Origin of the sequence: Pseudomonas sp. PvP089 (assembly GCF_017875165.1) — a bacterium.
In the GTDB taxonomy this organism is placed as follows: Bacteria; Pseudomonadota; Gammaproteobacteria; order Pseudomonadales; family Pseudomonadaceae; genus Aquipseudomonas; species Aquipseudomonas fortuita.
This window is the reverse complement of record NZ_JAGGME010000001.1, coordinates 1637535-1662903: the sequence shown is the minus strand read 5'-3', so window position 1 is coordinate 1662903 and position 25369 is coordinate 1637535. Positions and strand designations below refer to the sequence as shown.

Sequence of the window (25369 nt, the reverse complement as noted above, 5' to 3'; positions counted from 1 at the left end):
TTTGCCTGTACCGGCCTCTTCGCGGGCGTGCCCGCGAAGAGGCCGGTACAGGCAACCCCAACCAAGAGACCCTCAATGCAAACCAAGCCCCAACCTCCCATCGCCCACGCCGGTAACGCCGCCGACCCGTACGCCTGGCTGCAACAGCGCGACACCCCCGAGGTACTCGCCTACCTGCAAGCCGAAAACGCCTACCAGGAAGCCTGCCTGGCCGACCAGGCACCGTTGCGTGAGCAATTGTTCGAAGAGATCAAGGGCCGCATCCTGGAAACCGACCTGTCACTGCCGGCCCCCTGGGGCCCCTACCTGTACTACACCCGCACCACCGCAGGCGACGAGTACCCACGGCACTACCGCTGCCCGCGCCCGGCAGACGACTCGAACACCGTCGATGAAAGCCAGGAGCAACTGCTGCTCGACCCCAACGCCCTGGCCAATGGCGGCTTTTTGTCGCTGGGGGCGTTCAACGTCAGCCCCGACCACCGCCTGCTTGCCTACAGCCTCGACACCAGCGGCGATGAAATCTACACCCTGTACGTCAAGGACCTGGCCACCGGCAGCATCACCGCCCTGCCCTTCGACGACTGCGACGGCAGCCTGACCTGGGCCAATGACAGCCAGACGCTGTTCTTCGCTGAACTGGACGACACCCACCGCCCTTGGCGCCTGCGCCGTCATACCCTCGGCAGCGACGCTGCGCAGACCGTGTTCGAAGAGCCCGACGGGCGCTTCTTCCTGCACTGCTACCGCACCAGCTCCGAGCGCCAACTGGTGCTGCTGCTGAACAGCAAGACCACCAGCGAGGCCTGGGTACTGGACGCCGAAACGCCGCAGGCGCCGTTCACCTGCCTGGCGCCGCGTGTCGAAGGCCATGAGTACTTCCCCGACCATGGCCAGCTCGATGGCGAGTGGCGCTGGTTCATCCGCACCAACCAGGACGGTATCAACTTCGCGCTGTACCAGGCCCCGGCCACACCGGTGCCCAGCCGTGCACACTGGCAGGTGCTGGTGGCACACCGCGATGCGATCATGCTCGAAGGCCTCAGCCTGAATGCCGGCGCGCTGACCCTGAGCCTGCGCGAAGGCGGTTTGCCGATCATCGAAGTACGCCCGCAAGGCCTGCCATGCTACCGTGTGGAACTCCCCGACGCCGCCTACAGCCTGTACGTGCAAGACAGCCTGGAGTTTGCCAGCACACGCGTACGCCTGCGTTACGAAGCGCTCACCCGCCCAGCCCAGGTGCGCCAGCTGGAGCTGGCCAGCGGCGCCCAGGCCGTGCTCAAGCAAACCCCGGTGCTGGGTGCGTTCGATGCTGATGACTACGTGAGCGAGCGCCGGTGGGCAACCGCAGCGGATGGCACCCAGGTGCCGATCAGCCTGGTGCGTCGCCGCCAGGACCTGGGCCAACCCGTGCCGCTGTACCTGTACGGTTACGGCGCCTATGGCGAAAGCCTGGACCCTTGGTTCTCCCATGCGCGGCTGAGCCTGCTGGAACGCGGCGTGGCTTTTGCCATCGCCCATGTGCGCGGCGGTGGCGAACTGGGCGAAGCCTGGTACCGTGCCGGCAAGCAGGAGCACAAACCCAATACCTTCAACGACTTCATCGCCTGCGCCGAACACCTGATCGCCGAGGGTGTGACCACTGCCGAGCAGCTGGCCATCAGCGGCGGCAGCGCTGGCGGCCTGCTGATCGGTGCAGTGCTCAACCTGCGGCCCGAGCTGTTCCGCTGTGCGATTGCCGAAGTACCGTTCGTCGACGTGCTCAATACCATGCTCGACCCCGAGCTGCCGCTGACCGTGACCGAGTACGACGAATGGGGCAACCCTGAGGAGCCGCAGGTGTATGAACGGATCAAGGCTTATGCGCCGTACGAGAATGTAAAAGCGCAGGCCTACCCGGCGATGCTGGTGGTAGCGGGCTACAACGACAGCCGCGTGCAGTACTGGGAAGCAGCCAAATGGGTGGCGCGCTTGCGCACGCACAAGACCGACAGCAACCTGCTGCTGCTCAAGACCGAGATGGGAGCTGGGCATGGTGGGATGAGCGGGCGGTACCAGGGGTTGAAAGATGTGGCCCTGGAGTATGCGTTCGTGTTTGGCGAATTAGGTATCGCCTGAAGGGAGGTTTGAGCACCTGCGCGATACCTGTGGGAGCGGGCATGCCCGCGAAGCAGTCAACGCGGTGCCTGGCACCGGCTACGCCGGTGTTCGCGGGCATGCCCGCTCCCACAGGACCGGCGCAGGCCGCTCATGCTCAATCATCCTGCACCGCCGGCTTCGGTGGGTCCTGGCGCAACCCCGGCAATGGCTGGTCCTTCGGCGGCCCGGGCACTGGCATTGGCGGCAACAAGGGCGCCCCCGGCTGGCTGTCGTAGGCTTTGGGCGGTGTACTCGGGGTGATCTGCGGGTATGGCGTGGGTGTAGGGGTGCCCGGTGCACCCGGCACTGGCGTAGTGAGGCGAGGTGGCGTGCTGGCAGCTTCGGCCAGGGGCAGGCCAGCCATCAGCAGCGCGGTCAGGATCGCGTGAAGCATCAGCAACCTCCTGTCGGGAACCTTTCTACAGGCTACGCCTAAATCACCGCTTTCGCCTGTCCGCCTGCCCTGCAAGCGCGCTAGACTCAATGCCATAACCGTCATTTGCCTGATCAGAACAAAGGAAACACCATGAGCTCCACCTCTTCCGCCGCCGCCACCGCGCGGCTTGATCGCATCCTGGCCGATGCCAAGCGTGACAAGGAAATGGGCTACCGCGACAAGGCCCTGAGAATGTACCCGCACGTCTGCGGCCGTTGCGCCCGCGAATTCGCTGGCAAGCGCCTGAGCGAGCTGACTGTGCACCACCGTGACCACAATCACGACAACAACCCGCAGGACGGCTCCAACTGGGAGCTGCTGTGCCTGTACTGCCACGACAACGAGCACTCGCGCTACACCGACCAGCAGTACTTCAGCGAAGGTTCCACCAGCACACCGAGCATCGCCAAGGCCACCCACAATCCGTTCGCCGCGCTGGCGGGCATGTTGAAGAAAGACTGACCATCGATTCGGCCCCCACTGCTACCGGGCAGCCCGTATAATTGCGCTTTTTTTCGCGAAGGGCCCCGGTACGTGGCAAACAAACGATACAGCTGCATCGGCCTGTTCAACCCCAAGTCCCCAGAAAACGTGGGCTCGGTGATGCGCGCTGCGGGTTGCTATGGCGTCAATTCGGTGTTCTACACCGGCAAACGCTACGAACGTGCGCGTGACTTTGTCACTGACACCAAGCGCGTGCACTACGACATTCCGCTGATCGGCATCGATGACCTGCAGCGCATCGTTCCGCTGGGCTGTACCCCGGTGGCGGTCGAGCTGGTGGAAGGTGCGCGGCCACTGCCGGAATATACCCACCCGGACCGGGCCATCTACATCTTCGGGCCGGAAGACGGCAGCCTCAGCCCCGAGGTGCGGGCATGGTGTGAAGAGACCATCTACATCCCCACCGAGGGTTGCATGAACCTGGCCGCGACCGTGAATGTAGTGCTGTATGACCGTTTGGCCAAAGGGCTGAATACCCGCTCTGGGCCCAAGTTCAAATAAAGTTGCCGCTGAGCGCCCCGAGTGAACGCGGCTGACACCCTGCTGGTCAGCTGCTTACATTTCACACGGAGGTCTTGCCATGTTCGATATCCATTCTGCTGCGTCTTCTGCGTCTTCGCAGCACAATGTCCATGGCCTGGAACGGGTCAGTTCGCTGGCTGGAGGGGCACTGATGGTGAGCAAAGGGCTGCGCCAGGGTGGCTTTATCGGCTTGCTGCAGCTCGTGGTCGGAGGTATTGCGGTGGCACGCGGGGTCAGCGGGCATTGCTCGACCAAGGCGTGGTGGCAGCGACATCGGCAGGAGTACCACCGGTTGCGTTCGGATATAGAACGCAGTGCGGTGGAGCTGGAGGCGTTGAAGGCCAGTGCCAAGGCGGCGACACGGGGAGTGACGGTGACCGGGAAGGATCCGTTGGCAGACAGCTGATCTTTGTATCGTCTGGGCTGGCCTCTTCGCGGGGCAAGCCCGATCCCACAAGTACCGCACAGGGTTCGAGGTACAGGCCCCAGGGATGTCTAGCGCAACACCTTGCTCTGCAGCACCTCGGACTTGCGCCCCATGACGTTCTCGCTGATTTGCACAAAGTCTTCAGTGCTCACGCTGGGCAAGCGCATCAGCCCGCGTACCACATCGTCCAGCGAACGCTTGGCCTGTGTGTGGATGCGGATTTCCTTGTCCAGTGCCTGCAGCAAGATCACCCCACGGGCCACCTGAGCGGGGCTGGCGCGTTCGCCCTTGAGCCGGGTGACCTTGGCGCCCTGCTTGCTCAGGCGTGCCTGCCAGGCCTGGTAGCGGTCGTCGCTCACCCCGCCTGAACGGCGCAGCAACTCGCTGGCGTAGTAGTCGGTCAGGCTTTCCACCAGCCAGTCACTGCCGTCACGCCCATGGATCTGCGCGAACAGCTGCACCATTTCGCGCAGCAACGGGCTGCTGCCGTTCTCGCTGATCATCGGCCGGGCGCTGTGCAGGTACAGCGAACCCTGCGCTGCCATTGCCCCGCGCCACATGCCGTCACGGGCACCGACCAGCAGCAGCTTTGGCGGGTTGCGCGGGAACACGGCCTGCAACTGCGGCCAGACATAGGTCAGCAAGGTCAGGCTGTCCATGCGCCGCATGCCCTGCCCGACCGGTGCGGCCACAGTGACCTCGGTATCGCCCAGGCGGGCACGGCGGCTACCCAGGTCGCCGGCCAGCATCCAGCCAGTCGGGCGGTCGAACAGGCGCGAAACATTGTCGATGCGGAACTTGTCCTTGCCAATGCGTGGCCAGGACGTCTCGATACTCTTCCAGCCCTCGGGCAAGTCGAACGCCAGGCGTGCCACAAGCTCCGTGCCATCTTGCTGGTCAAGCCGCGCAGGCGGTACCAGCTGGTCGCCGAGGAACAACGCCCAGTGAGGGGTAACACGCGAGGAATAGGCACCGCTGGCGAGCTTCTGGTCCAACTGCACGCGGTAGCTGAGGCTGGTCTTGCCGGCCGCCGGCTGCCACACGCCACGCTGGCCCTTGAGTTGCCATTGGCCATCGGTCTGGAAGCCGCTGAAGGCCGCCGCCTTGCCCAGGTCGAAGTCGAGGCTGCGCACGGCACTGCCTTCAGCCAGGGTCAGGCGGACTTCCGCTTGGCCACTGGCGGGCAACAGGCGCACCTGGTAGTCAAGGTCGACCTTTTTCGCCCAGGCTGGCGAACTAGCCATCAGGCCCAACAGCAACAACAGCTGGCAACGCATACAGAAACTCCTTGTTTCCCCGTGGCAGCGGGCCGCGCCGGTCAGCTGGCGCGGAAGATCAGGTGGTCTTCCCAGTCGTCTTCGTGCACATCCTGCTCCCTGAGCATACGCCCCGACTGGGAAATGCGCTGTTCATGGACCTGCTGGCGATCGCCACAGACAAGGTGGTGCCAGGCCGGCAGGTCCTTGCCCTCGCTGACCAGGCGATAACCGCAGGTGCTTGGCAGCCACGTGAACTGGTCGGCCTTGCCCGGGGTGAGCTGGATGCAGTCCGGTACATGCGCGAAGCGGTTGGGGTAGTCGCTGCACTGGCAGGTATCCATGTCCAGCAATTTGCAGGCGATACGCGTGTAATAGACGCTGTTGTCGTCTTCGTCCTCAAGCTTTTGCAGGCAGCACAGGCCGCAGCCGTCGCACAGCGACTCCCATTCTTGCGGGCTGAGTTGCTCGAGGGTCTTGCGCCGCCAGAACGGCGCGTTTTCAGCGATCATCACACGGTTTCCTGCATTCATCTTTAGGGCCACGGCGCGCGGCGGCGCCAGTCTAGAGCCTGGCCTTCGGCAAAGCCAGACCGCTTGTCAGTCGCGACGGGACGCAGTAGCGTGCGGGTTTCCCGTCCGTTTGCAGGAGCTGTCATGAGCGCCAACCCCCGCATTGCCGATTACGCCATCAACGAACAGTTCATCAACCGCTGGTCGCCACGCGCCTTCACCGCCGAACCGATCAGCGAACAGACCCTGCTGAGCTTCCTGGAAGCCGCACGCTGGGCACCGTCGGCGTACAACTCGCAACCTTGGCGCTTCCTGTATGCCCGCCGCGACACGCCAAACTGGGAGCGCTACCTGAACCTGCTGGTGCCGTTCAACCGCAGCTGGGCGCAACAGGCCTCGGCGCTGGTACTGATCATTTCCAAGACCACCTTTGCAGCCCCGGGCGCCACGGAAGAAAAACCGGCGCTGTGGCACACCTTCGACACCGGCTCCGCCTGGGGCCACCTGGCCCTGCAGGCCAGCATCAGCGGCTGGCATACCCATGGCATGGCTGGTTTCGACCAGGACTTGGCGCGTCAGGAACTGAAGATTCCCGAGGGCTACGTGCTGCATGCCATGGTGGCGATCGGCAAGCTGGGTGACAAGGCCAGCCTGGATGAAGCGCTGCAGTCGCGTGAAGTACCGAGCCCGCGCAAGCCGCTGAGCGAGCTGGCTGCCGAGGGTGATTTCAGCCTGTAAGCCTTGTGGAGGCCTTACTGGCCTCTTCGCGGGGCTCGCCCGCTCCCACAGGCACGGTATTGTACCTGTGGGAGCGGGCGAGCCCGCGAAGAGGCCGGCACAGGCAACATCAATCAGTAGCCCCGGGCAAAGTCCACTTCCCCACGCAACCCCTGCCCCGCTTCATAAGCCCGCACATTCTCGACAAACAACCGCACCATCGCTGCCGGCGAGGTGGGTGCCGAGCTGTGCCCGGTCAACAATAGCCCCCAGGCGGTCCAGAACGGGTGCTGCCGGGGCAACGGCTCCTGCCGGCAGACATCGATCACCGCTCCGGCCAGATGGCCCTGCTTCAGTGCCTCTACCAGGTCGGCATCGACCACGGCCGCGCCACGCCCGGCATTGATGAACAACGCCGTGGCCTGGAAGCACTTGAACAGCGCCGCGTCATACAGGTCGTGGGTAGCAGGGGTGTCCGGCAGCAGGTTGAGCACGTAGTCGGCCTGGCCCACCATGCGTGGCAAGTCGGCCAGCGCAGCCACCTCGACGAACGGTGCCTGTTCCCGGGCGCTGCTGGCTACGCCGTACAGCACCACACCAAACGGCTGCAGGAACTCGGCCACCCGCTGGCCAATGTCGCCGGTGCCGACAATCAGCACCTTGCGCCCTTCCAGCGTGCGCCCCGGGCGGTCATCCCAGCGCCGCTCGACCTGGCTCACCAGGCGCGACAGCACCTCGCGCTCATGGCCGAGCATGTAGGTCAGCATGTACTCGGCCATCACCTGGCCGAATATGCCCACCGCACGGGTCAGGCGATAGTCACGCGGCAGGCCATCGGCCAGCAACGGCGTGATACCGGCCCACGTCGATTGCATCCATTCCGGTTTGAGGCCCTGGCGTAGCAAGCTCGCCAGCAAGTCCGGCTGGCCCAGCCACACCGTGCACTGCGCTGCCTGACGGGCCAGCTCGGCGGAGTCACCGCTGGTCAGGATTTCCACGTTCGGCGCTGTTTCGCGCAAAAGCCCGGCGTAACGAGCATGGTCATGCTCAGCAATCAGTACACGCATGGTCAGACCGGGTCGTTACGGCGCAACAGCTCTTCGGGCAGGTGCTCGATGTACTCATCTTCCAGCGGCGGCATCTGCAGGTGGTAGCCCTGGTTATCGAGGTTTTCCAGCACCTTGGTGATGTCCTCGCGGGCCAGCTTGCGCTCGGGGCTAAGCACCAGATCAAACGCGTGCATGGGGGTGCCAAAGGCCGGCAACAGGCCTTCGGGCACACGCTCCAGGCCGTCGGCCTTGAGCACGTACAGGTACATTTCGTTCTTGCGGGGGCTCTTGTAGATCGAGCAAATGCGTTTCATCGGGTTTCTCCGGCAGCTGCCAGGTTGTCCAGCAGGGCCTGGCCCATGCGCTCACGGCGCCAGCCGCGCAGCGAATCGGGCAGTTGATAAGGGCCATGGGGGTAGCCGGTCTTGAGCAGCGCTTCCAGGGCTTTCTTGCGCAGCATCAGCTCGGGGGCAATGCCCAGGCGCTCGCCTTCGGCCTGGCCGATGGCACGCAGTTGCTTGAGAATGCCCGCAGCCTCGATCGGCAGTGGTTCAGGCAACGGCGCTGGCCACTGCTCGGCAGGCAGGCTGCCGGCGCGCTTGATCAGCTGCACGAGAAACTCACCGTCCTGACGAATGGTGCGCGGGTGCATCTCGTCGATCTTGGCCAGCGCCGACAGGTTGTTCGGCTGGCTCTTGGCCATGGGCCACAGCGAGTGTTCCTTGAGGATGCGGTTGCGCGGCACATCACGGTTGCGCGCTTCGCGCTCGCGCCAGGCGCACAGTTCGCGCAGCACCGCCAGTTGCTGGGGGGCCAGCTTCCAGGCGAGCTTGACGTCGCGATACAGGCTTTCGGGCTCGACTTCACGGCGCAATGCGGCCACCAGCTCGGCGCCGTCTTCCAGCACCCAGGCGTACTTGTCGTCGGACAAACGCGGGCGCAGCACCGTGAACAGCTCGGCCAGGTGCACGGCATCCTCGGCCGCATAACTGATCTGGGTTTCAGAGAGCGGGCGCTGCAGCCAGTCGGAGCGGGTCTCACCCTTGGGCAGCTCGATACCCAGCACCTCCTGCACCAGGCGCGAATAGCCCATGGAGAAGCCCAGGTTCAGGTAACCGGCAGCCAGCTGGGTGTCGAACAGCGGCTGCGGCAGCTTACCGGTCAGGCGCAGCAGCACTTCAAGGTCTTCGCTGCAGGCGTGCAGCACCTTGACCACACCGCAGTCTTCCAGCAGATCGGCCAAGGGTTGCCAGTTGCCGATCAGCAGCGGGTCGATCAGGAAGGCCCGCTGGCCGTCACCGATCTGAATCAGCCCGGCTTTCGGGTAGAAGGTGTCGACCCGCATGAATTCGGTGTCGACGGCGACGAAGGGCAGTTGGTGCCAGTCGCGGCAGTGTTCGGCCAGGCTCTGGTCGTCACGGATCCAGTGAATTTCGATGGCCACGAGGCTCTCCCACTAACATTGGCGCGCAGTATATACGGCGCGGGCACTGCTGGTGAAACCCGGGCCATCCTTGATATCGATCAGTGGTGCTGTTTGTGAGTGAAGGAACGGCATTTCAGCGCTTGGCCGCCAGCCAAGGCCGGCAGCTGGCGAACATGTCCAGCGACTGCTGGTAGACCTCGGTGCGCACCTGCAACAGGCCGAGCATGGAGTGGAACAGGTTGTCCTGCGACAGCGGGGCATCGCTGAGCTTGGCCAGGCAGTCGGTGTCGAGGCCGAAGTCCTCCTTGTAGCTGTCGGAGAACCAGGTCAGCAGCGGCACGTGCTTTTGCTGCTCAGGGGCGATGGGGTAAGGCGTGCCATGCAGGAACAGGTTGTACTCGCCCAGCGACTCGCCGTGGTCGGACAGGTAGATCATGGCCGTGTCGACCTTGTCCTGTTTGCTGCGCAAGGTGTCGATCAGCGAAGCCAGCACCTTGTCGGTATAGGCCAGGGTGTTGTCATAGCCGTTGATGATCTCCTGCTCGCTGCACTGGTTAAGTGCGTTGCTCTGGCATACCGGCGTGAAGCGCTCGCCGCCACTGGGGTAGCGCTTGAAGTATTCCGGCCCGTGGCTGCCCATCTGGTGCAGCACCAGCACGGTGTCCCTGTCGAGGTTGTCGATCAGCTCGTCCAGACCTTGCAGCAGGATCTGGTCATGGCATTCGCCATTGGCGCACAGTTGGGGGTCCTTGAGGTTGCTGACATCAATGAACTGCACGCGGTCGCAGGTACCCTTGCAGCCCGACTGGTTGTCACGCCACTGCACGGCCAGGCCGGCACGCTGGAGAACGTCCAGCAACCCTTCGCGGTTCTTCGCCACGCGGGCATCGTAATCCTTGCGCTTCATGCCCGAGAACATGCACGGCACCGAGACTGCGGTTTCCGTGCCGCACGAGTGCACATCGGAAAACGCCAGCAGGCCTTGTTCCTTGGCCAGGTTCGGCGTGGTATCGCGCTCGTAGCCCAGCACGCCGAAATGGTCTGCCCGGGCACTTTCGCCGACGACCAGCACCGTCAGCGACTTGCGCTCGTGTTTTTGCCAGGCGGCATCTCGCTTGGCATCTTCGCCATAAGACTGGAATGGGCGCGAGGCAGTACCGACCCGCTCGCTGACATAACCGATGGAGGCCCCAACGATATTGCTCGGGGTCAGCATCAGGCGCAGTTCGTGGTGGTTGCGAAACAGCGACGACAACCCTTGATAATTGACCAGCGCTACCGAGCCAAGGGCCACGACACAGGCACCACTGACCACCAGCTTGCCCAGCAGCTCGCGGTGCCAGGGGCGGTAAGCGATCTGCACCTTCCACAACAACACTGACGGCAAGACACCCAATAACAGGATATAGGCAGCAAACTTCAGCGACATCAGATCGCGCACTTCTGCAACATTGGTCTCAGCCATATTGCGGAACATGCCGGCATCAATCAGTACACCGTACTGGTTCATGAAGTAAGCCGCGCCCGCGCCACTCATGAACAACACGATGAGTACCGGCTTCAATACATAACGGAAGGCAACCAGGGTGAGAATGAGGTTGAAGGCGAACAACATCAGCACCGCAAACGCCAGGCTCAGCCAAAGCCCTGACAGGCCGGCGGGCACCACCTCTTGCAAGTGCTCCCAGAGAAACATGTTCAAGCCAATCAGCAGGTAAAGGCTGGCCAGCAGCGTGACCCATTCAGTCCGCAGGGATTTAAGGTTGAGCATCAGCGTTCGCAATCAAGAGTGATTATCAGCCCCCAGGCCGGATGGCACCGTGGGAAAGTTGGGCGAACTCTAGAAAGCGCATCATCAATTTTTTGTGAAAAAGACGGTAACAATTTCGTGAAGCGTGGTCTTTTATCAATTTCGTGAAAGTCATTCAGCTGCCATTCAGCGTGGCCGCCCTCACAAGCCTGCGCAAACGCGGCTATCCTCAGTGGTCAGGACCTTACCGACAACCCTGACAGAGGTGAAGAAATGCCAGTTCCGCATGATCTGCTCGCTGACCTGCACGTTACCGCTGATGCATTCCAGGCGCTCATTGACAAGGACCAGGCGCTGCACGCGCTGCACAAGGAATACAACGCCAAGGACAAGGAGGTGGTCGCCGCCGAAGGCAACGGTACCAACGACGACGCCGTCAACCGGCTGCGCAAGGAACGGTTGCTGATCAAGGACAAGATCGAACGGATCATCCATCCGCCCAAATCCTGATTGATTTCACAGGCCTGAACGCGCCATGTGGGAGCGGCCTTGCGCCGCGAAAGGGCTGCGTAGCGGCCCCAAGGTTTCAGCAATAACGCATAGATTGCCGGGGCCGCGCTGCGGCCCTTTCGCGGCACAAGGCCGCTCCCACAAGACCGCGTTTATATCAGCCCGCCGCTGATGCCTTCAAAGCACCATCCAGGTCCTCGATCAGGTCGCGGTAATCCTCGATCCCCATCGACAACCGCAGCAGGTTCTCGCTGATCCCCATTACGCCTTTCTGCTCCGGGCTCAGCGAGCAATGCGACATGGTCCACGAGTGGTTGATCATGCTCTCCACCCCGCCCAGCGAGTCGGCCAGCACAAAGATCTGCAACGCCTCCACCAGGCGGTTGAGCGCGGCGCGGTCGCCCTTCACCTTCATCGCCACCACCGCCCCGCCACTGCGCATCTGGCGTTTGCACAGTTCATGCTGGGGGTGGCTTTCCAGCCCCGGGTAATACACCTGCTCGATCTGCGCATGCCCTTCGAGAAAGCGTGCCACCTGCAGGGCGTTGGCACACTGGCGCTCCATGCGCACATCCAGGGTCTTCAGGCCGCGCAGGGCGAGGTAACAGTCAAATGGCCCCTGCACCGCGCCAATCGCCATGCTGATGCGGCGCAGGCGTGCCAGCAGTGCATCATTGGCCGCCACTACCACGCCACCGGTCAGGTCGGAGTGGCCGCCGATGTATTTGCTGGCGGAGTGCATCACCAGGTCCACGCCCAAGGTGATCGGGCGCTGGTTCCACGGTGAGCAGAAGGTGTTATCGATACAGGTCAGGATGCCCCGCGCCTTGGCCAGGTCGCACACCGCCTTGATGTCGACCAGGTGCAGCAACGGGTTGGTCGGCGACTCGATCCAGATCAGCTGGGTCTGCGGCTTGATGGCGGCGGCCACAGCCTCAAGGTCGTTGAGGTCGACATAGGTGGTGGTCAGGCCCGAGGTACGGCTGCGGTAGTCCTCCAGAATGCGGAAGGTGCCGCCATACACGCCGTTCATCACCACCACGTGGGCATCCTTGGGCAGCAGCTCAAGCACGGTTGCGGTGGCATTGACGCCCGAGGCACAGGCCACAGCGCCCACGCCTTCTTCAAGGGCAGCGACACAGGTTTCGTAGGCATGCCGGGTGGGGTTGCCGACGCGGCTGTAGGAGTATTCCGGCTTGTCGTCCAGGCTGCGCTTGGTGAACGAGCTGGCGGTGACGATAGCCGGGAAAATGGCGTTTTCGGCAACGCTGAACTGCTCGCCGGCGTGAATGGTACGGGTGGCGAAATTGCGCGGCTTGTCGGACATGGTCAGGCCCATTGGCAGAGTGAAGGCTGCAACTATCGCACAACCCAAATCGTCTGGCCTTGGGGTAATCTGTGAAAAATTTTTCTACACGGCCCGCGCGCGATATGGACAGTTTCGACCAGCACATACTTACCCTGCTTCAGCGCGATGCCTCGATCGCGCTCAAGGACCTGGCCGAGGCCGTCAACCTGTCCACCACGCCGTGCTGGAAGCGGGTCAAGCGCCTGGAAGAAGAAGGCTACATACTCGGCCGTGTCGCCCTGCTGGACCCCGAACGCCTGGGGCTGGGGCTGACGGTGTTCGTCCAGCTCAAGACCCAGCGCCATGACAGCGCCTGGCTGGAGCAGTTTGCCGCGACCGTGACCGGGTTTGAGGAAGTGATGGAGTTCTATCGCATGTCGGGGGACTGGGACTACATGCTGCGGGTGGTGGTGGGGGATATTGCGGCGTATGACCGGTTCTACAAAAAGCTGATTACCCGCACCGATGGGCTGTCGAACATCACCTCCAGTTTTGCCATGGAGCAGATGAAGTACACCACGGCTTACCCGGTGCATCGTTCCTGATTCTGCATGGCTGCACCGGCCCTATCGCCGGCAGGCCAGCTCCCACAGGTTTATCACAGGTTCTGAAAGCTGTGCAGTCCCTGTGGGAGCTGGCTTGCCGGCGATAGGGCCCTTGCAGGCAACCCGTCAATCCGCGGCCAACACCGCCGCAATGCGGTTCCCTGCCTTGGCTTTCTCGACCTTGATCGCCACAAATTTCGAGGTAGGGGTGTAGGTCCCCTCGCCATAACTTTCCAGCGGCACCAGTGGGTTGGTCTCCGGGTAATACGCCGCCGCCTGCCCCTCAGGCACGTCATACGCCACCAGGCGGAACCCAGAAACGCGCCGTTCCACGCCGTCCTCCCACAGCGACACCAGGTCCACCTGCTCACCCGGCTCAAAGCCCATGCGGCGGATGTCGGCCTCGTTGACGAACACCACTTCACGCAGGCCAAACACCCCGCGGTAGCGGTCATCCAGGCCATACAGGGTGGTGTTGTACTGGTCATGCGAGCGCAGCGTCTGCAGGATCAGGTCGGGCTTGTCACCCCGGGCCAATACCTTGGCGTTGATCAACTCTTCCGGCAGTGCGTGGGGCATGAAGCGAGCCTTGCCCGTGGTCGTGCGGAAGTTGCGATCGGCGGCATTGTTGCCCAGGTGGAAACCGCCCGGGCTATGCAGGCGTTCGTTGAAGCCGGTGAAACCTGGGATCACGTCGGCGATCATGTCACGAATGCGGTTGTAGTCGGCCACCGCATACTCCCAGTCGATCGGCTGGTTGCCCAGCGTGGCCTTGGCCATGCCGGCGATGATCCACGGCTCCGAGCGCATGTGCGGCGAGCGTGGGCGCAACTGGCCGTTGGAGAGGTGCACCATGCTGAAGGTGTCCTCCACGGTCACGCCTTGCGGCCCTTCGGCCTGCAGGTCGATTTCGGTACGGCCCAGGCACGGCAGGATCAGTGCATCGCGGCCGGTGACCAGGTGCGAGCGGTTGAGCTTGGTGGAAATCTGCACGGTCAACGCGCAGTTCTGCAATGCCGCGTGGGTGCGCGGGGTGTCCGGGGTGGCTTGGGCGAAGTTGCCGCCCAGGGCGATGAACACCTTGGCCCGCCCCTCCTCCATGGCTTTGATGGCCAGCACCGCGTTGTGCCCGTGGGCACGCGGCACACGGAACTGGAAGCGTTTTTCGATGGCGTCGAGCAACGCCGGCTTGGGCTTCTCGTCAATGCCCATGGTGCGGTCGCCCTGCACGTTGCTGTGGCCGCGCACCGGCGACAGGCCGGCCCCGGGCTTGCCAACGTTGCCGCGCAGCAACTGCAGGTTGACGATTTCCTGCACGGTAGGCACCGAATGGCGGTGCTGGGTGACGCCCATGGCCCAGCACATGATCACCCGCTCGGCCTTGCGGTACATGCGTGCGGCCAGCTCGATCTCGGCCAGGGTCAGGCCCGACTGTTTGACGATGTGTTCCCAAGAGGTGGCGTCCACCGCTGCCAGGTAGTCATCGACGCCGCTGGTGTGCTCGGCGATGAAGGCATGGTCGAACACCGCCGGCTCGCCCTTGGCCTGGGCTTCACGCTCCCACTGCAACAGGAACTTGGCAATGCCGCGCATGGCCGCCATGTCACCACCCAGGGCCGGGCGGAAGTAGGCGCTGGACGTCGGCTCAGAGCCGTTGCTGAGCATTTCGAACGGGTGCTGCGGATGTTGGAAGCGCTCCAGGCCACGCTCTTTTAGCGGGTTGAAGCAGACCACCTGGGCCCCACGCTTGACCGCCTCACGCAGCGGTTCGAGCATGCGCGGGTGGTTGGTGCCGGGGTTCTGGCCGATGACAAAGATGGCGTCGGCCAGCTCCAGGTCGTGGAACACCACGGTGCCCTTGCCCACCCCGAGGGTTTCCGACATGCCTGCGCCGCTGGCTTCGTGGCACATGTTCGAGCAATCGGGGAAGTTGTTGGTGCCGTAAGCGCGCACGAACAGCTGGTAGAGGAACGCCGCCTCGTTGCTGGCCCGGCCCGAGGTGTAGAACTCGGCCTCATCTGGCGACTGCAGCGCACGCAGGTGCCTGGCGACCAGCTCGAAGGCCTCCTGCCAGGTGGTTTCGACATAGTGATCAGTGGCAGCGTCGTAACGCATCGGGTGTGTGAGGCGGCCTTGGTATTCGAGCCAGTAGTCGGTCTGCTCCCTCAGCGCGCTGACGCTGTATTTGGCGAAGAAAGCCGGGTCGACCGAGCGACCGGTCGCCTCCCAGTTAACCGCCTTGGCGCCGTTTTCGCAGAACTTGACCATGTCGCTTTCCGGCGACTCGCCCCACGCACAGCCGGGGCAGTCGAAGCCGCCGTTCTGGTTGGTCTTGAGCATGGCCCGCAGGTTCTTGAAGGCATTTTCGCTGCCCAGCCAGCTTTTGGTGACGCTCTTGAGCGCCCCCCAGCCGGCGGCGGCACCCTTGTAGTCCCTGATGTGTTCGTCCTGGCTCATGCGATGAATCCTCACGCTTCGATGCTTTTTTCCAGCCTATTGAGCGTGAGGCAGAGGCGTCCAATCGAAAGATCTTACGGTGTGATAAGCGGTTTCGATCATGGGCCGGGAATGTGGTTGCAGCCATGATAGAGGCCGTCGATCAAGCAGTCGGACAAAGCAATTTGACGCCCCTGCGGCCAGGTTATAGCTTGGAGATGTGTCCCAACCCATTCGAGCGCGAACGTGGAACAGAACAGCCGGGCCCTGATTGACGGCTTCAACCGGAAAATCGACTACCTGCGGATGTCGGTCACCGACCGCTGTGACTTCCGTTGCGTCTACTGCATGGCCGAAGACATGCAGTTTCTGCCGCGCCAGCAGATCCTCAGCCTCGAAGAACTGTTCCAGGTGGCCGAGCGCTTCGTCGCCCTGGGCACCCGCAAGATCCGCCTGACCGGCGGCGAACCACTGGTACGCCAGGGCATCGTCGACCTGTGCGGGCGCATCGCGGCCCTGCCCGGCCTGCGCGAACTGTGCCTGACCAGTAACGGCTCGCAACTCGGGCGCCTGGCACAGCCACTGTTCGACGCGGGGGTCTCGCGCCTGAACATCAGCCTCGACAGCCTGGATGCCGACCGTTTCAAGCAACTGACCCGCACCGGCGACCTGCATCAGGTCATCGCCGGCATCGACGCCGCGCGCCAAGCCGGCTTCAAGCGCACCAAGCTCAACTGCGTGGTGCTCAAAGGGCGCAACGACCACGAGCTGGTCGACCTGGTGCGCTTTGCCATCGATCGCGAACTGGATATCACGTTCATCGAAGAAATGCCGCTAGGGGTGATCAGCGAACACGAGCGCGGCGAGTCGTTCTGCTCCAGCGACGAAGTACGCGCGCGCCTGGCCGAGCAGTTCACCCTGATCGAATCCACCGAGTCGTCCCAGGGCCCCGCCCGTTACTGGCGTCTGGCAGAAGCGAACACCCGGGTAGGCTTCATTTCGCCGCACAGCCACAACTTCTGCGCCACCTGCAACCGCGTACGGCTGACGGTCGAAGGCCGGCTGCTGCTGTGCCTGGGCAATGAACACTCGGTGGACCTCAAGCACGTGCTACGCGCCCACCCCGGCATCGCCGAACGCCTGGAAAAGGCCATCCGCGATTCGCTGCACCTCAAGCCGTACCGCCATCACTTCGAAGTCGGTGGCGACGTGCAGATCCTGCGCTTCATGAACATGACCGGCGGCTAAGCGGCCGTCTCTGGATATCCATGATCGTCCACCCAACCCCTGATGTACTGCGTGTGCTGTTCACCCTCAAGGGTTCGATCGTCAAGCGCATTGCCCTGCGCTGCCTGATGGTGACCCTGCTGGCAGCGCTGATCGTGCTGATCGAGCGCCATTACCCGGCGTTTTTCTACCCGGTGAGCGCCACGCCGTTCACCTTGCTTGGCCTGTCGCTGTCGATCTTCATGAGCTTTCGCAACAACGCCTGCTATGACCGCTGGTGGGAGGGCCGCAAGGCCTGGGGCAAGCTGATCATCGAAACCCGCTCGTTCGTGCGCGAAAGCGTGGTGATTGCTGACGACCACCTGCGTACGGAGCTGCTGCGCAGCCTGTGCGGTTTTGCCCATGCACTGAATGCACGGCTTCGTAACGAGGATGATCTGGCAGCCGCTCGGCCGTGGCTGGCCCGGCCTGAGAGGATCAGCCCGCACAACGTGTGCGACGGCATCCTGCGTGAGATTGGCGAACACTGTTCGCAGTTGGCCGCACAACAGCAGATCAGCGACTGGCGCTACAGCCTGCTGGAGCAACGGCTGGTGGGGCTGACCGAAGTACAGGCCACCTGTGAGCGGATCAAGGGCACCCCGTTGCCGTTCCCCTATACGCTGCTGCTGCACCGCACCATCTACATCTTCTGCCTGCTGTTACCGTTTGCCCTGGCCGAGCCGCTGGGCTGGCTGGCACCCCTGTTCACCACCATCGTGGGGTACACGTTCTTCGGGCTGGATGCGATTGGCAACGAGCTGGAAGACCCGTTCGGGCGCGATGAGAACGACTTGCCTACTGATGCCATGGTGCGGACTGTTGAGCGCGATGTGCTTGGGGCTCTTGGAGTCGAGCCGCTGCCGCCGTTGCTCCTACCTGTGGACTATGTATTGCGCTGAGTAATTAAAAAGCCTGCTCGCATAGAATCCAGCCTTAAAGCCACTAGCATTTTTACCAGTTTACAGTATCCAGAGACGAGTTAAGGTGAGGTTATTTCTACGGAAGCGCCACCATGAAAAGCCCAAGTCCTCAACGCGTATTTTACAACGGAAACAAATTAAGCTTACTTATTCAAGGCAAAGAACACACTGCTATCATGCACGGCGGAAAATTGCCACTTGCTGAAAAGGTACTAGCAGGCGGGGACGCAATAGCCCACACCCGCATGCTAAGCACTGACCGCCTAGGTTCTACAATAGTTAGCTCGATAAACGCTGAGCAGCACGAATTAGCATTCACCCCATACGGGTATATCGATCCACTTCTAATCAAATCACTACTGGGCTTTACCGGCCAACTGCGGCAAGCCGGGACAGGATGCTATCTATTAGGCAGCCGCCGAGCCTTCAACCCGATAACAATGAGATTCAACAGTTATGACGACCGAAGCCCTTTTGCAGAAGGTAATATCAATGGGTATGCTTATTGTGGGTGCGACCCTATAAATTACACTGACCCTTCCGGGAGATCGCGATGGGGTTGGTTCAAGAAACATATACTCCGAACCTCTAATACAAAAAAATATGATGTCGCTTTTGAGCATGGCCGACAACAAGGCTACAACGAGGGAAGCGCTGCCGCCAGTAGTGAATATCACAAAGGATTCAATGCCGGCCGCAAGACTGGGTATGACGAAGGACTCAATGCCGGCCGCAAGACTGGGTATGACGAAGGACTCAATGCCGGCCGCAGGGCTGGGTATGAAGAAGGACTCATTAAAGGACATGAAATCGGAAAGCAGGATGGCATGAAATTCGGCTCCGTTTGGGGATTTGCCGAAGGAAAAATATCGGGAAGCAAACGACTCAATCGCCCTCTTCTAACTGCCGCCGAACGATTTGAGCAACTCCCAAGATTACCATTGCCTCTCGATTCGGTAACCAGCAAGTACTACAATGGCGATCAAAATAAAACACTCAGAACCCTGGCCGACCTTTTACACCGGGAGGGCGGGATGGAGCCCCTATACCATGGTCGCACTTACAAGCTAGACTCAAATGTCGATAGCCAAAGCTACATGATTTCAATTCGGCAAGGGGGTATATTATCACGCTTCAACCCTAGCGGCCGCTGACCGTCTATCAGCTCACTGAAGCTTAGCGCCTTAAATGTATATCTGATGATGGCAGTCGTTACTACGCCCCGACATCACTCTTACCGGGGTCAGGTGCTTCACGAAATTACAAGGCCGATGCCGGGCATCCAGCTGCTCGGCCAGAATCCCCTCCCACCCCGTGCGGCAGGCGCCGGTCGAACCCGGCAGGCAGCACACCAACGTGCGGTTGGACAACCCGGCCAATGCCCGGCTCTGGACGGTCGAGGTGCCGATATCCAGAATTGACAACGCCCGGAACAGCTCGCCAAAACCGTCGATGCGCTTGTCCAGCAGGCACTCAACTGCCTCCGGCGTGCTGTCTCGCCCGGTAAAGCCGGTGCCGCCGGTAATCAGCACCACCTGCACCTGCTCGTCGGCAATCCAGGTCGCCACCTGCGCGCGAATCTTGTACAGGTCGTCCTTGAGCAACGCCCGCGCCACCAGCCGGTGGCCGACCTCTACCGAACGGCTGGCCAGCAGTTCACCGGAGGTGTCGTTGTCATAGGTACGGGTGTCGCTGACGGTCAGCACGGCGATGTTCAGCGGTACGAAGACCGCATCGGGTTGGACGCGCACGGTAAAACTCCTTGAATGGCATTGTCGACACGCTAGAGGCACGGCCCGAGGGCGTCCAATCGATATGGCGTACCGGGCGATCAATGACATCTATCGCAGACGTGGGTTAAGGTCTGCATAACCAGACGCCAGGCACTTTCATGGACATCAAGCAGCTCAAGTTCCTCATCGCCCTCGACCAGACCCGCCACTTCGGCCAGGCGGCGGCGCTGTGCCATATCACCCAGCCAACGCTGTCCATGCGCCTGCGTAACCTGGAGGACGAACTGGAGCTGGTGCTGGTCAAGCGCGGCCAGCGCTTCGAAGGTTTTACCGAGGCCGGCGAGCGCATCCTGGCCTGGGCCCGCACCTTGCTCGCAGCCCACGATGGCCTGCAAGCCGAGGCCGCCAGCTGCCGCGGCCAAGTGGTCGGTAGCCTGCGCCTGGGTACGGTGCCGCTGGCCAGCTTCAACCCCATGCACCTGCTGCTGCCACTGCGCGAAAAATACCCCGAACTGCACTTTCAGCTCAGCTCGCTGAGCTCGGAACAAGTCATCGACGGGCTCAGCCGCAACCAGCTCGACCTGGGTATCTGCTACCTGGACCAGGTCAACACCAGCTTTTTCGAAGTGATCGAACTGGGCACCACCACCATGGGCCTGTTGCACGACACCCGGCACTTTCAATTCGCCGACGCCCCGCTGCGCTGGGATGCCCTCAGTGACATACCACTGGGCTTGCTGAGCAAGGGCATGCACTACCGTCAATCGCTGGACCTGAGCTTCCGCAGCCGCGGTCTGGAGCCGAATGCGGTGCTGGAAAGCGACTCGACCTTCCAGCTGATCCAGGCCATCAATACCGGCATGTGCTGCGCGATCATGCCGCTGGACTGCGGCCTGGAAGACCTCAGCGAGCACCTGCGCATCCTGCCGGTGGCCGACGCCGCCATTCACAGCCCGGTCGGCCTGCTGCTGCGCCGCAGCGAGCCGCGCTCGGCGATTGCCGAACAGTGCTTTGCCGAGGCCCGGGTGCTGTTTCAAGCCACCTGATCGCTGGTTGCCTGGCGGTACTGGCGCGGGGTAAAGCCGGTCAGTTGCTTGAACTGGCGGCTGAAGGCGCTGTGGTCGGTATAGCCGCAGCACATTGCCACTTCGGTGATGGGCAGGTCCGAATGCAACAGGCGGTGGGCGTGCTCCAGGCGCGCCTTGTGGATCATCTGCCGGGGCGTGAGGTGGAACACCCGCTTGCAGTAGCGCTCCAGCTGGGCCACGGAAATATTGGCGATACGGGTGAGCTCGCCCATGCTGATCGGCTGGTGAAAATGCTGGCGAATGTGCTCGTCCACCGCGGCCAGGCGTTGATAGGCAGGGTGACTGTCGGCGGCTGATTGCAGGTCGACCGAAATGCCAACCAGGCCGATGATCTCGCCCGCCTGGTTGTACAGCGGGCGCTTGTGGGTCAGGCACCAACCAGGCTCGCGGCTGCCGTACAGGTGCAGCTCCAGCTGGTCCTCCAGCACCCTGCCTTCCTTGAGCACCCGGCGGTCCTGTTCGGTGTAGCCGGGCCCCAGCTGCGCCGGGAACACTTCGGCGCTGGTCTTGCCCAGTAGCGGTTGCAGGCGCTTGAGGCCGCAACGCTGGACCAGGGTGTTGTTGGCCAGCACATAGCGGGCGGCCGGGTCCTTGATGAAGATCGCAGCGTTGGGGATGGCGTCGAGGATCGGCAGCAGCAGCGATACACCGGCGAGCAGGGCCTCGAGGGTGGCGGGGCGGTGCTGGTCGAGGGACTGGTAGAGGGTTGCCAGGGGGGTATTGGTCATCTTCTCTATCTCGGTTTGCTGGGCCCGCCTCTTCGCAGCGCACGGCTGCTCCTGCAGCGACCGCAGAAGGCTTGATAGCCATGCGGTTCTTGTAGGAGTCGCCTTGTGCTGCGAAGAGGCCAGCACTGGCAATGTCTCTCTCAAACCCTTATCCGGTATGGCCTACAGCCTATCCACCAGCACACCCTGGCCGCCAGCATTTTTTGCAACTGTGCCGATTTCGTCATCCCCCCTGCAGAAAACCATCAAGAACCGTCGCCCCGACCGGTTCACTCTATGCCCCACGCAAGCCGCCCAAGTCCTACAAGAGCGCGGCCCAAAAAGCCGCATCTCGTGACATCAGACCTGCCTATCCAATAACCAACAAAAAGGCGAACCCATGTCAGGCAAATTCAAAAAACAGTTATCACTGCTGGACCTCACCTTCATCGGCCTGGGTGCCATCTTCGGCTCCGGCTGGCTGTTTGCCGCCAGCCACGTGTCGGCCATCGCAGGCCCGGCCGGCATCCTCTCCTGGTTCCTCGGCGGTTTTGCCGTACTGCTGCTGGGCATCATCTACTGCGAGCTGGGCGCTGCCCTGCCCCGCGCCGGTGGCGTGGTGCGCTACCCCGTTTACTCACACGGCCCACTGCTCGGCTACCTTATGGGTTTCATCACCCTGATCGCCTTTTCCAGCCTGATCGCCATCGAAGTGGTCGCCTCACGCCAATACGCCGCTGCCTGGTTCCCCGGGCTGACCAAGGCCGGCTCCAGCGACCCGACCGTGCTCGGCTGGTTGGTGCAGTTTGCCTTGCTGGGGCTGTTCTTCTTCCTCAACTACCGCAGCGTGAAAACCTTCGCCAAGGCCAACAACCTGGTCAGCGTGTTCAAGTTCATCGTGCCGCTGCTGGTGATCGGCGTACTGTTCACCTTCTTCAAGCCAGAAAACTTCGAGGTCCAGGGCTTTGCCCCGTTCGGCCTGTCCGGCGTGGAAATGGCCGTATCGGCCGGCGGCATCATTTTCGCCTACCTGGGCCTGACGCCGATCATTTCAGTGGCCAGCGAGGTGAAGAACCCACAGCGCACCATCCCTATTGCACTGATTTTGTCGGTGCTGCTGTCCACCGCGATATACGCCCTGCTGCAACTGGCCTTCCTCGGCAGCGTGCCGACCGAAATGCTGGCCAACGGCTGGGCCAGCGTGACCAAGGAACTGGCCCTGCCTTACCGTGACATCGCCCTGGCCCTGGGCGTCGGCTGGCTCGCTTACCTGGTGGTGGCCGACGCCGTGATCTCGCCCAGCGGCTGCGGCAACATCTACATGAACGCCACCCCGCGGGTGATCTACGGCTGGGCGCAGACCGGCACCTTCTTCAAGTACTTCACCCGCATCGATGCAGAATCCGGCATCCCGCGCCCGGCCCTGTGGCTGACGTTTGGCCTGTCGGTGTTCTGGACCCTGCCGTTCCCATCGTGGGAAGCGCTGATCAACGTGGTCTCCGCTGCCTTGGTCCTGAGCTACGCCGTCGCCCCGGTCACCGTCGCCGCCCTGCGCCGCAATGCGCCACAGATGCCGCGCCCGTTCCGGGTCAAGGGCATGGCCGTGCTCGGCCCGCTGTCGTTCATCATCGCCGCGCTGATCGTGTACTGGTCGGGCTGGAACACCGTGTCGTGGCTGCTGGCCCTGCAAATCGTGATGTTCGTGCTGTACCTGCTGTGTGGCCGTTTCGTACCCACCCAGCACCTGTCGCTGGCCCAGCAAGTTCGCTCCTCGGCATGGCTGATCGGTTTCTACGCGGTGACCATCCTGCTGTCGTGGCTGGGCAGCTTTGGCGGCCTGGGGGTAATCGGCCACCCGCTCGACACCGTGGCCGTGGCCGCCTGCGCGCTGGGCATCTACTACTGGGGCGCCGCGACGGGCGTGCCTGCCCACCTTGTGCGCCTGGAAGGTGAAGACGAAAGCGAAGCCAGCGCTGAAACCCACACCGGCCGCCCTGCTGCCGTCGCTTCCTGATCTTTTACGCAAGGGACAAGCCATGAAACAGATTCACGTCATCGACTCTCACACTGGCGGCGAGCCAACCCGCCTGGTGATGAAGGGCTTCCCGCAACTGCACGGCCGCAGCATGGCCGAACAGCGCGACGAGCTGCGCGAGCTGCACGACCCATGGCGCCGTGCCTGCCTGCTGGAGCCACGCGGCAACGATGTGCTGGTCGGCGCGCTGTACTGCCCGCCGGTGTCGGCTGATGCGACCTGCGGGGTGATCTTCTTCAACAACGCCGGCTACCTGAACATGTGCGGCCACGGCACCATCGGCCTGGTCGCCTCGTTACAGCACCTGGGCCTGATCACACCGGGCGTACACAAGATTGACACCCCGGTTGGCCAGGTCAGCGCCACCCTGCATGAAGACGGTGCCATCACCATCGGCAACGTGCCCTCCTACCGCTACCGCCAGCAGGTTGCGGTGGACGTGCCCGGCCATGGCGTGGTGCGCGGCGACATCGCCTGGGGCGGCAACTGGTTCTTCCTCGTTTCCGAACACGGCCAGCGTATCGAGTTGGCCAACCGTGAAGCGCTGACAGAGTACACCTGGGCCATGCTCAAAGCCCTCGAAACCCAGGGCATCACCGGCGAAAACGGCGCGCCTATCGACCACGTCGAGCTGTTTGCCGACGACGCCAACGCCGACAGCCGCAACTTCGTGATGTGCCCCGGCAAGGCCTACGACCGCTCCCCGTGCGGCACCGGCACCAGCGCCAAGCTGGCCTGCCTGGCCGCCGACGGCAAGCTTGCCGAGGGCCAGACCTGGGTACAGGCCAGTATCACCGGTAGCCAGTTCCATGGCCGCTACGAGCGCGACGGCGAGCACATTCGCCCGTTCATCACCGGCCGCGCCTACATGACCGCCGACAGCACCCTGCTGATCGACGAACAGGACCCGTTCGCCTGGGGCATCTGAGCCCCGGCTTTCCGAAAACCCCATTTCGCCAGGAGTAACAACAATGACTGACAACCTCTTCACCGGCACCATGCCCGCCCTGATGACCCCGTGCACCGCCGCGCGCAAGCCGGACTTTGACGCGCTGGTGCGCAAGGGCCACCAGCTGATCGAGGCCGGCATGAGCGCCGTGGTGTACTGCGGTTCGATGGGCGACTGGCCACTGCTGACCGAGGCCGAGCGCCAGGAAGGCGTGGCGCGCCTGGTGGCCGCCGGCATCCCGACCATTGTCGGCACTGGTGCGGTGAACACCCGTGAAGCGGTATCTCATGCCACCCACGCGGCCAAGGTCGGCGCCGCCGGCCTGATGGTCATCCCCCGCGTGCTCAGCCGCGGTGCCTCGCTGATCGCCCAGAAGCATCACTTCTCGGCCATCCTCGCCGCCGCGCCCAAGCTGCCAGCGGTGATCTACAACAGCCCCTATTACGGCTTCGCCACCCGCGCCGATCTGTTCTTCGAGCTGCGTCGCGAATTCCCCAACCTGATCGGCTTCAAGGAGTTCGGCGGTGGTGCCGACCTGCGTTATGCCGCCGAGCACATCACCTCCAAGGATGACGACGTGACCCTGATGGTGGGCGTGGATACCCAGGTGGTGCATGGCTTCGTCAACTGCAACGCCACCGGCGCCATCACCGGCATCGGCAATGCCCTGCCCCGTGAGGTGCTGCACCTGGTGAGCCTGAGCAAGCAGGCGGCCAAAGGCGATGCCAAGGCCCGTCGCCTGGCGCGCGAACTGGAAGCGGCGCTGGCGGTGCTGTCGTCGTTCGATGAGGGCTGCGACCTGGTGCTGTATTACAAGCACCTGATGGTGCTGAACGGCGACAGCGAGTACAGCCTGCATTTCAACGAAACCGACGTGCTGACCGACGCCCAGCGCAACTATGCCGAGCAGCAATACGCGCTGTTCCGCAGCTGGTACGCCAACTGGTCGGCCGAGCAGAACATCGCCTGATTACCAAGGCCCCGCCGCGTTCTCTGTGGGAGCGGGCTTGGCCCGCGAAGCGGGCGACGCGGTGCCTGGCACCGGCTTTGCCGGTGTTCGCGGCACAAGCCCGCTCCCCCAATGATCGCGC

At 62.8% G+C, this 25369-nt stretch carries 25 protein-coding genes; 14 read left to right on the top strand and 11 right to left on the bottom strand.

What is annotated here, in order from left to right; genetic code table 11:
* The first annotated feature begins 75 nt into the window (after positions 1-75).
* A complete protein-coding gene (locus J3A71_RS07675) occupies positions 76-2118 on the top strand; it encodes a S9 family peptidase (RefSeq protein WP_096426648.1) in 2043 nt (680 codons plus the stop codon).
* Between the two features lie 136 nt (positions 2119-2254).
* On the opposite strand, the gene J3A71_RS07670 is transcribed toward J3A71_RS07675, so the two are convergent.
* Positions 2255-2533: a hypothetical protein gene (locus J3A71_RS07670; protein WP_060519193.1), complete on the bottom strand. Its 279-nt coding sequence runs from the start codon at positions 2531-2533 to the stop codon at positions 2255-2257.
* 132 nt (positions 2534-2665) lie between these two features.
* Between J3A71_RS07670 and J3A71_RS07665 the strand changes: the two genes are divergently transcribed.
* The 3 genes from J3A71_RS07665 (at position 2666) to J3A71_RS07655 (ending at position 4007) form a co-directional block, all read left to right on the top strand.
* Positions 2666-3037: a YajD family HNH nuclease gene (locus J3A71_RS07665; protein WP_016488597.1), complete on the top strand. Its 372-nt coding sequence runs from the start codon at positions 2666-2668 to the stop codon at positions 3035-3037.
* Positions 3038-3109: 72 nt separating this feature from the next.
* Positions 3110-3580 (top strand): RNA methyltransferase, encoded by a 471-nt coding sequence (locus tag J3A71_RS07660; protein WP_016488598.1) that lies wholly within the window; start codon positions 3110-3112, stop codon positions 3578-3580.
* Between the two features lie 79 nt (positions 3581-3659).
* On the top strand, positions 3660-4007 hold the full coding sequence (locus J3A71_RS07655) for a YgaP-like transmembrane domain (protein WP_031312544.1): 348 nt from the start codon (positions 3660-3662) through the stop codon (positions 4005-4007).
* An 89-nt stretch (positions 4008-4096) separates the two neighbouring features.
* Here J3A71_RS07655 and J3A71_RS07650 read toward each other — a convergent pair whose 3' ends face one another.
* Entirely contained in the window at positions 4097-5305 is a 1209-nt protein-coding gene (locus J3A71_RS07650) for a hypothetical protein (RefSeq protein WP_016488600.1), read from the bottom strand.
* Between the two features lie 41 nt (positions 5306-5346).
* Positions 5347-5796 carry a YcgN family cysteine cluster protein gene (locus tag J3A71_RS07645; protein ID WP_016498373.1) on the bottom strand — a complete coding sequence of 150 codons (450 nt, stop codon included), beginning with the start codon at positions 5794-5796 and terminating at the stop codon, positions 5347-5349.
* 144 nt (positions 5797-5940) lie between these two features.
* Between J3A71_RS07645 and J3A71_RS07640 the strand changes: the two genes are divergently transcribed.
* Complete coding sequence (locus J3A71_RS07640; protein ID WP_095116751.1) at positions 5941-6534, top strand: nitroreductase family protein; 594 nt, start codon at positions 5941-5943, stop codon at positions 6532-6534.
* A gap of 113 nt (positions 6535-6647) precedes the next feature.
* Here J3A71_RS07640 and J3A71_RS07635 read toward each other — a convergent pair whose 3' ends face one another.
* From J3A71_RS07635 to J3A71_RS07620, 4 genes are all read right to left on the bottom strand, one after another.
* Entirely contained in the window at positions 6648-7580 is a 933-nt protein-coding gene (locus J3A71_RS07635; RefSeq protein WP_016488603.1) for a D-2-hydroxyacid dehydrogenase, read from the bottom strand.
* Between the two features lie 2 nt (positions 7581-7582).
* Entirely contained in the window at positions 7583-7876 is a 294-nt protein-coding gene (locus J3A71_RS07630) for a YcgL domain-containing protein (protein ID WP_016488604.1), read from the bottom strand.
* The gene (rnd, locus tag J3A71_RS07625) at positions 7873-9006 is read right to left on the bottom strand and encodes a ribonuclease D (RefSeq protein ID WP_016488605.1); all 1134 of its coding nucleotides are present in this window, start codon (positions 9004-9006) and stop codon (positions 7873-7875) included. Before rnd ends, J3A71_RS07630 begins: the two co-directional genes overlap by 4 nt.
* A 115-nt stretch (positions 9007-9121) precedes the next feature.
* Positions 9122-10759, bottom strand: coding sequence for a phosphoethanolamine--lipid A transferase (locus J3A71_RS07620; RefSeq protein ID WP_016488606.1), 1638 nt, complete (start codon positions 10757-10759; stop codon positions 9122-9124).
* A 252-nt stretch (positions 10760-11011) separates the two neighbouring features.
* Between J3A71_RS07620 and J3A71_RS07615 the strand changes: the two genes are divergently transcribed.
* Positions 11012-11248 (top strand): YdcH family protein, encoded by a 237-nt coding sequence (locus J3A71_RS07615; protein WP_016488607.1) that lies wholly within the window; start codon positions 11012-11014, stop codon positions 11246-11248.
* Positions 11249-11405: 157 nt separating this feature from the next.
* On the opposite strand, the gene J3A71_RS07610 is transcribed toward J3A71_RS07615, so the two are convergent.
* Entirely contained in the window at positions 11406-12587 is a 1182-nt protein-coding gene (locus J3A71_RS07610) for an aminotransferase class I/II-fold pyridoxal phosphate-dependent enzyme (RefSeq protein ID WP_060519197.1), read from the bottom strand.
* A gap of 92 nt (positions 12588-12679) precedes the next feature.
* On the opposite strand from J3A71_RS07610, the gene J3A71_RS07605 reads away from it, so the two are divergent.
* Entirely contained in the window at positions 12680-13141 is a 462-nt protein-coding gene (locus J3A71_RS07605) for an Lrp/AsnC family transcriptional regulator (RefSeq protein WP_016488609.1), read from the top strand.
* Between the two features lie 126 nt (positions 13142-13267).
* On the opposite strand, the gene J3A71_RS07600 is transcribed toward J3A71_RS07605, so the two are convergent.
* The gene (locus tag J3A71_RS07600) at positions 13268-15598 is read right to left on the bottom strand and encodes an FdhF/YdeP family oxidoreductase (protein WP_060519199.1); all 2331 of its coding nucleotides are present in this window, start codon (positions 15596-15598) and stop codon (positions 13268-13270) included.
* A gap of 225 nt (positions 15599-15823) precedes the next feature.
* Here J3A71_RS07600 and moaA point away from each other — a divergent pair, with 225 nt between their 5' ends.
* From moaA to J3A71_RS07585, 3 genes are all read left to right on the top strand, one after another.
* Positions 15824-16825: a GTP 3',8-cyclase MoaA gene (moaA, locus tag J3A71_RS07595; protein WP_096426649.1), complete on the top strand. Its 1002-nt coding sequence runs from the start codon at positions 15824-15826 to the stop codon at positions 16823-16825.
* A gap of 20 nt (positions 16826-16845) precedes the next feature.
* Positions 16846-17745: a bestrophin family protein gene (locus tag J3A71_RS07590; protein WP_016488612.1), complete on the top strand. Its 900-nt coding sequence runs from the start codon at positions 16846-16848 to the stop codon at positions 17743-17745.
* Between the two features lie 113 nt (positions 17746-17858).
* Positions 17859-18920, top strand: a complete 1062-nt coding sequence (locus J3A71_RS07585; protein ID WP_096426650.1) for an RHS repeat-associated core domain-containing protein — start codon at positions 17859-17861, stop codon at positions 18918-18920.
* Positions 18921-18950: 30 nt separating this feature from the next.
* Here J3A71_RS07585 and moaB read toward each other — a convergent pair whose 3' ends face one another.
* Positions 18951-19517 carry a molybdenum cofactor biosynthesis protein B gene (gene moaB / locus J3A71_RS07580; RefSeq protein ID WP_016488614.1) on the bottom strand — a complete coding sequence of 189 codons (567 nt, stop codon included), beginning with the start codon at positions 19515-19517 and terminating at the stop codon, positions 18951-18953.
* A 140-nt stretch (positions 19518-19657) separates the two neighbouring features.
* Between moaB and J3A71_RS07575 the strand changes: the two genes are divergently transcribed.
* Positions 19658-20545 carry a LysR family transcriptional regulator gene (locus J3A71_RS07575; protein WP_016488615.1) on the top strand — a complete coding sequence of 296 codons (888 nt, stop codon included), beginning with the start codon at positions 19658-19660 and terminating at the stop codon, positions 20543-20545.
* Here J3A71_RS07575 and J3A71_RS07570 read toward each other — a convergent pair.
* The gene (locus J3A71_RS07570; RefSeq protein WP_016488616.1) at positions 20533-21315 is read right to left on the bottom strand and encodes an AraC family transcriptional regulator; all 783 of its coding nucleotides are present in this window, start codon (positions 21313-21315) and stop codon (positions 20533-20535) included. The genes J3A71_RS07575 and J3A71_RS07570 overlap by 13 nt on opposite strands.
* Before the next feature lie 379 nt (positions 21316-21694).
* Between J3A71_RS07570 and J3A71_RS07565 the strand changes: the two genes are divergently transcribed.
* From J3A71_RS07565 to J3A71_RS07555, 3 genes are read left to right on the top strand one after another with little or no spacing between them, the layout of a single operon-like run.
* Positions 21695-23308, top strand: coding sequence for an APC family permease (locus J3A71_RS07565; RefSeq protein WP_070086910.1), 1614 nt, complete (start codon positions 21695-21697; stop codon positions 23306-23308).
* A 22-nt stretch (positions 23309-23330) separates the two neighbouring features.
* The gene (locus J3A71_RS07560) at positions 23331-24257 is read left to right on the top strand and encodes a 4-hydroxyproline epimerase (protein ID WP_023047730.1); all 927 of its coding nucleotides are present in this window, start codon (positions 23331-23333) and stop codon (positions 24255-24257) included.
* A gap of 43 nt (positions 24258-24300) precedes the next feature.
* Positions 24301-25248 (top strand): dihydrodipicolinate synthase family protein, encoded by a 948-nt coding sequence (locus J3A71_RS07555; RefSeq protein ID WP_096426652.1) that lies wholly within the window; start codon positions 24301-24303, stop codon positions 25246-25248.
* Positions 25249-25369 lie beyond the last annotated feature (121 nt).

What these genes read in the sequence shown, in the direction of transcription:
- J3A71_RS07635 (WP_016488603.1), bottom strand. Translation starts at nt 7,580, where the DNA reads ATGCGTGTACTGATTGCTGAGCATGACCATGCTCGTTACGCCGGGCTT.
- J3A71_RS07560 (WP_023047730.1), top strand. Translation starts at nt 23,331, where the DNA reads ATGAAACAGATTCACGTCATCGACTCTCACACTGGCGGCGAGCCAACC.
- J3A71_RS07575 (WP_016488615.1), top strand. Translation starts at nt 19,658, where the DNA reads ATGGACATCAAGCAGCTCAAGTTCCTCATCGCCCTCGACCAGACCCGC.
- J3A71_RS07600 (WP_060519199.1), bottom strand. Translation starts at nt 15,598, where the DNA reads ATGAGCCAGGACGAACACATCAGGGACTACAAGGGTGCCGCCGCCGGC.
- J3A71_RS07655 (WP_031312544.1), top strand. Translation starts at nt 3,660, where the DNA reads ATGTTCGATATCCATTCTGCTGCGTCTTCTGCGTCTTCGCAGCACAAT.
- J3A71_RS07610 (WP_060519197.1), bottom strand. Translation starts at nt 12,587, where the DNA reads ATGGGCCTGACCATGTCCGACAAGCCGCGCAATTTCGCCACCCGTACC.
- J3A71_RS07555 (WP_096426652.1), top strand. Translation starts at nt 24,301, where the DNA reads ATGACTGACAACCTCTTCACCGGCACCATGCCCGCCCTGATGACCCCG.
- J3A71_RS07645 (WP_016498373.1), bottom strand. Translation starts at nt 5,796, where the DNA reads ATGATCGCTGAAAACGCGCCGTTCTGGCGGCGCAAGACCCTCGAGCAA.
- J3A71_RS07665 (WP_016488597.1), top strand. Translation starts at nt 2,666, where the DNA reads ATGAGCTCCACCTCTTCCGCCGCCGCCACCGCGCGGCTTGATCGCATC.
- J3A71_RS07630 (WP_016488604.1), bottom strand. Translation starts at nt 7,876, where the DNA reads ATGAAACGCATTTGCTCGATCTACAAGAGCCCCCGCAAGAACGAAATG.
- J3A71_RS07585 (WP_096426650.1), top strand. Translation starts at nt 17,859, where the DNA reads ATGAAAAGCCCAAGTCCTCAACGCGTATTTTACAACGGAAACAAATTA.
- J3A71_RS07650 (WP_016488600.1), bottom strand. Translation starts at nt 5,305, where the DNA reads ATGCGTTGCCAGCTGTTGTTGCTGTTGGGCCTGATGGCTAGTTCGCCA.
- J3A71_RS07640 (WP_095116751.1), top strand. Translation starts at nt 5,941, where the DNA reads ATGAGCGCCAACCCCCGCATTGCCGATTACGCCATCAACGAACAGTTC.
- J3A71_RS07570 (WP_016488616.1), bottom strand. Translation starts at nt 21,315, where the DNA reads ATGACCAATACCCCCCTGGCAACCCTCTACCAGTCCCTCGACCAGCAC.
- J3A71_RS07565 (WP_070086910.1), top strand. Translation starts at nt 21,695, where the DNA reads ATGTCAGGCAAATTCAAAAAACAGTTATCACTGCTGGACCTCACCTTC.
- J3A71_RS07615 (WP_016488607.1), top strand. Translation starts at nt 11,012, where the DNA reads ATGCCAGTTCCGCATGATCTGCTCGCTGACCTGCACGTTACCGCTGAT.
- J3A71_RS07620 (WP_016488606.1), bottom strand. Translation starts at nt 10,759, where the DNA reads ATGCTCAACCTTAAATCCCTGCGGACTGAATGGGTCACGCTGCTGGCC.
- J3A71_RS07590 (WP_016488612.1), top strand. Translation starts at nt 16,846, where the DNA reads ATGATCGTCCACCCAACCCCTGATGTACTGCGTGTGCTGTTCACCCTC.
- J3A71_RS07670 (WP_060519193.1), bottom strand. Translation starts at nt 2,533, where the DNA reads ATGCTTCACGCGATCCTGACCGCGCTGCTGATGGCTGGCCTGCCCCTG.
- J3A71_RS07675 (WP_096426648.1), top strand. Translation starts at nt 76, where the DNA reads ATGCAAACCAAGCCCCAACCTCCCATCGCCCACGCCGGTAACGCCGCC.
- J3A71_RS07605 (WP_016488609.1), top strand. Translation starts at nt 12,680, where the DNA reads ATGGACAGTTTCGACCAGCACATACTTACCCTGCTTCAGCGCGATGCC.